The sequence below is a fragment of the bacterium genome (assembly GCA_036524115.1).
Classification (GTDB): Bacteria; JAUVQV01; JAUVQV01; order JAUVQV01; family DATDCY01; genus DATDCY01.
In genome coordinates this window covers 1-4586 of the sequence record DATDCY010000229.1, presented here as the reverse complement: position 1 = coordinate 4586, position 4586 = coordinate 1, and the positions used below count along the sequence as shown (strand labels likewise).

Sequence of the window (4586 nt, the reverse complement as noted above, 5' to 3'; positions counted from 1 at the left end):
GGCGGCCGGACCGGAGCGTCCCGAAGGGCGAAACGCATTGTTTGAGCCCGAAGGGCGAGTTATGCGTTTCGAGTGGAGGGCCGGACAAGCCCAGGTCGAGCGCGTAACGAAGCGGCCGCACGGCGCCGCCCCGCCCCCGCGGCACGTGCACGTGTGGCGCGACGGAAGGGAACAGGCGCCCCCGGGCCGTGGCCCGGCACGGTGCGCGCGGAACGGGCGTTCGCACCCCCAACCGTTTGTTTTCCGGTGCCGTTTCCGCTATCATCCGCGCCCGATCATGGTGACTCGCCCGCGACCTGCGCGCCCGGCCCTCCTCGTGCTCGAGGACGGCACCGCGTTCGCCGGGACCGCCTTCGGCGCCGACGGCGAGCGCCATGGCGAGGTTGTCTTCAACACCTCGATGTCCGGCTACCAGGAGATCACCACCGACCCCTCCTATTGCGGCCAGATCGTCGCCATGACCTACCCGCTCATCGGCAACTACGGCGCCAACCCCGAGGACGTCGAGTCGGGCCGTCCATGGGTCGAGGGCTTCGTCGTGCGCGAGATCTCGCCGCTGCACTCGAACTGGCGGGCAGCCGAGAGCCTGGACGCCTTCCTCGCCCGCCACGGCATCCCCGGGATCAGCGGCGTCGACACCCGTGCCCTCACGCGCCACCTGCGCAGCCGCGGCGCGATGAAGGGCGTCATCTCCACGCTCGACCTCGACCCGACATCCCTGCAGCGCAAGGCGCAGGACTCGCCCGGCCTCGTCGGGCGCGATCTCGTGCGCGAGGTGACCTGCGCGAAGGCCTACAAGCCGGAGTACCCCGGCGAGAAGCGCTTCAAGGTTGCGGCGATCGACTGCGGCATCAAGAAGAGCATCCTCGACTGCCTGGCCGACGTCGGCTGCGACCTGACGGTCTTCCCGGCCACCGCGACGGCCGCCGAGATCCTCGCGACGCAGCCCGACGGCATCTTCCTCTCCAACGGCCCCGGCGACCCGGAGGGCGTGCCCTACGTCGCCGAGACGGTGCGCGGCCTGCTCGGGAAGAAGCCGCTCTTCGGCATCTGCCTCGGCCACCAGATGCTCGGCCTCGCGCTGGGCGGGCGCACCTACAAGCTCAAGTTCGGCCACCGCGGCGCCAACCACCCCGTCATGGACCGGGCCAGCGGCCGCATCGACATCACGAGCCAGAACCACGGCTTCTGTGTCGACCCGGACTCTCTCGACCCCGCGGTCGTCGAGCCGACGCACGTCAATCTCTACGACAAGACCAACGAGGGGCTGCGCCACCGCACGCTCCCGGCGTTCTCGGTGCAGTACCACCCCGAGGCCTCGCCGGGGCCGCACGACGCGCGCCACCTCTTCGACGAGTTCATCGCGCTCATGGAGCGGCACCGCAGATGAGCAGTCAGGCGGAGTTCCGCTTCGCTTCCGACGCGCCCGAGACGTCGGCCGCCGGACGCTGGCTCAAGCGACTGCTGGCCGCCGCCGTCTGCCTCGGCCTCTTCCTGCTGCCGCTCTTCGGCTGGATCGCCGCCGAGCCGACCCCGTACCGCGACCCGGCCGGGGTCTTCGCGTTCACCCCGCCGGACGGCTGGTCCGTCGACGATTCCGGCCACATGGGCCCCGGCCTCGTCGCCAAGGGCCCCGCAAGCGCCTCGGGGGCCGAGCCGCTGATCCACCTGACGCACGAGCCGGCCGGGCGGGTCCCCCTCGACGTGCGCTGGCAGACGCTGCTCGGCCAGATGCGCTTCGACTTCGAGCGGCTGCGCTACCTCTCTCTGGAGGAGCACGAGGAGGCGAAGCCCCCCTACATGCAGGGGCTCTACAGCTACACCAGCGGCGACAAGGAGATGGTCGCGCTCACCCGGGTCGTGCTCGCCGAGGGGCGCTTCTTCCAGCTCACCGGCGTCGCGACCGCCGACGACTTCGAGGGGCTGCACCAGACGTTCCTCGCCGCGTTCGACACCCTGCGCGCCGGGGGCAAGTGACCGTGCCGAAGCGCACCGACATCCGCAAGATCCTGCTCATCGGCTCGGGACCGATCGTCATCGGCCAGGCCTGCGAGTTCGACTACTCCGGCGCCCAGGCCTGCAAGGCGCTGCGCGAGGAGGGCTTCGAGGTCGTCCTCGTCAACTCCAACCCGGCGACGATCATGACCGACCCGGCGCTCGCCGACCGCACCTACCTCGAGCCGCTCACCCCGGAGATCCTCGCGAAGATCATCGAGCGCGAGCGGCCCGACGCGCTGCTGCCGACCCTCGGCGGGCAGACCGGCCTGAACCTGGCGATGGCCGTCGCGGAGAACGGCGTGCTCGAGCGCTTCGGCGTGCAGATGATCGGCGCCGACCGCACGGCGATCCACAAGGCCGAGGACCGCGCGGCCTTCAAGGAGGCGATGACGAAGATCGGCCTCGGTCTGCCGCGCTCGGGCGCCGCGCACACCCTCGAGGAGGCCGAGCGCGTCGCGCGCGAGATCGGCTTCCCGGTCATCATCCGGCCGGCCTTCACGCTCGGGGGCACCGGCGGCGGCACCGCCTACAACATCGAGGAGTTCCTGCGCATCGCCTCCGGCGGCCTCGAGGCCTCGCCGGTGAGCGAGGTGCTCATCGAGGAGTCGATCATCGGCTGGAAGGAGTTCGAGCTGGAGGTGATGCGCGACCGGCGCGACAACTGCGTCATCATCTGCTCGATCGAGAACTTCGACCCGATGGGCGTGCACACCGGCGATTCGATCACCGTGGCGCCGGCGCAGACGCTCACCGACCGCGAATACCAGCTCATGCGCAACGCCGCCATCGCCTGCATCCGCGAGATCGGCGTCGAGACCGGCGGGAGCAACGTCCAGTTCGCGCTCAACCCGCGCGACGGCCGGATGGTGATCATCGAGATGAACCCGCGCGTGTCGCGCTCCTCGGCGCTGGCGTCCAAGGCCACCGGGTTCCCGATCGCGAAGATCGCGGCGAAGCTCGCGGTGGGCTACACGCTCGACGAGATCCCGAACGACATCACGAAGCTCACCCCGGCCTCCTTCGAGCCGGCCATCGACTACTGCGTGGTGAAGATCCCGCGCTTCGCCTTCGAGAAGTTCCCCGAGACCGAGGACACGCTCGGCATCTCGATGAAGTCCGTCGGCGAGGTCATGGCCATCGGCCGCACCTTCCCCGAGGCGCTGGGCAAGGGGGTGCGCTCGCTGGAGATCGGCCGCTACGGCCTCGCCGCCGTGCCCGGGGCGCCCGTCCCGAGCGAGGAGCAGATCGAGGGCGGGCTCGCGCGCCCGAACCCGGCGCGGCTCTTCCTGCTCGCCGAGGCCTTCCGGCGCGGCTTCACGGTGGAGCGCATCGCGCGCCTCTCGCACATCGACCCCTGGTTCCTCGAGCAGCTGCGCCTGGTCGTCGGTCTCGAGGGGCGCATCGCGGCCGCCGGCGCGGCGCTCGAGCCGGCGCTGCTGCGCGAGGCCAAGCGCAGCGGCTTCGCCGACCGCTCCATCGCGGCGCTCACCGGCCTGCCGGAGGAGCAGGTGCGCGCGCGCCGCCAGGCCGAGGGCATCGTCCCGTCCTACAAGCTCGTCGACACCTGCGCCGCCGAGTTCGAGGCCTACACGCCGTACTACTACTCCTCCTACGAGCCCGAGGACGAGGTCGGCACGACGCCGAAGGACAAGATCGTCATCCTCGGCGGCGGGCCCAACCGCATCGGCCAGGGGATCGAGTTCGACTACTGCTGCGTCCACGCCTCGTTCGCCCTGCGCGAGATGGGCTTCGAGACGATCATGGTCAACTCCAACCCCGAGACCGTCTCGACGGACTTCGACACGTCCGACCGCCTCTACTTCGAGCCGCTCACGCTCGAGGACGTGCTGGCCATCGTCGCCAAGGAGAAGCCGAAGGGGGTCATCGTCCAGTTCGGCGGCCAGACGCCGCTGAAGCTCGCGGTGCCGCTCTGGAAGGCCGGCGTGCCGATCATCGGCACCTCGCCGGATTCGATCGACCTCGCCGAGGACCGCAAGCGCTTCGGCGCGCTGCTCGAGCAGCTGCGGATCCCGACGCCGGCCAACGGCACGGCGCTGACCCTGGAGGAGGCGCGCCGGGTCGCCGCCCGTGTCGGCTACCCGGTGCTCGTGCGCCCCTCGTACGTGCTCGGCGGGCGCGCGATGCGCATCGTCTACGACGAGGCCGCCCTCGAGCAGTTCGCGGGCGAGGCCTTCGCCGCCTCGGGGAAGCACCCGATCCTCATCGACAAGTTCCTCGAGGACGCCGTCGAGGTCGACGTCGACTGCCTCGCCGACGGCGAGACCGTCGTCGTCGCCGGCATCATGGAGCACGAGGGCGTAAGCCTTATCGCGTATGTTGGGGCGATCGGATGCGCCCGAGGAAGGAGGCGCAGGGCGAAAGAAAAAAGCCGCGCTCCCTTGCGGGAAGCGCGGCTTTGAGTACCTGAATTGGACTGGAGTTTAGTAGTCCATCTCGGGGCCGTGACCGCCGGGGCCGCCGGCCGGAGCCGGCTTCTTCTCCGGAATTTCGGCGACCATCGCTTCGGTGGTGAGCATGAGGCTGGCGATGGAGGCGGCGTTCTGGAGAGCGGTGCGGGTGACCTTGGT

At 70.2% G+C, this 4586-nt stretch carries 2 protein-coding genes and 1 pseudogene; all 3 read left to right on the top strand.

Going from position 1 to position 4586, the window contains the following annotated elements:
- The first annotated feature begins 277 nt into the window (after positions 1-277).
- Entirely contained in the window at positions 278-1390 is a 1113-nt protein-coding gene (gene carA / locus VI078_11220; protein HEY5999851.1) for a glutamine-hydrolyzing carbamoyl-phosphate synthase small subunit, read from the top strand.
- On the top strand, positions 1387-1977 hold the full coding sequence (locus VI078_11215) for a hypothetical protein (protein HEY5999850.1): 591 nt from the start codon (positions 1387-1389) through the stop codon (positions 1975-1977). Before carA ends, VI078_11215 begins: the two co-directional genes overlap by 4 nt.
- A 2-nt stretch (positions 1978-1979) precedes the next feature.
- A pseudogene (gene carB, locus VI078_11210) lies at positions 1980-4310 on the top strand (carbamoyl-phosphate synthase large subunit).
- Positions 4311-4586: the final 276 nt, after the last annotated feature.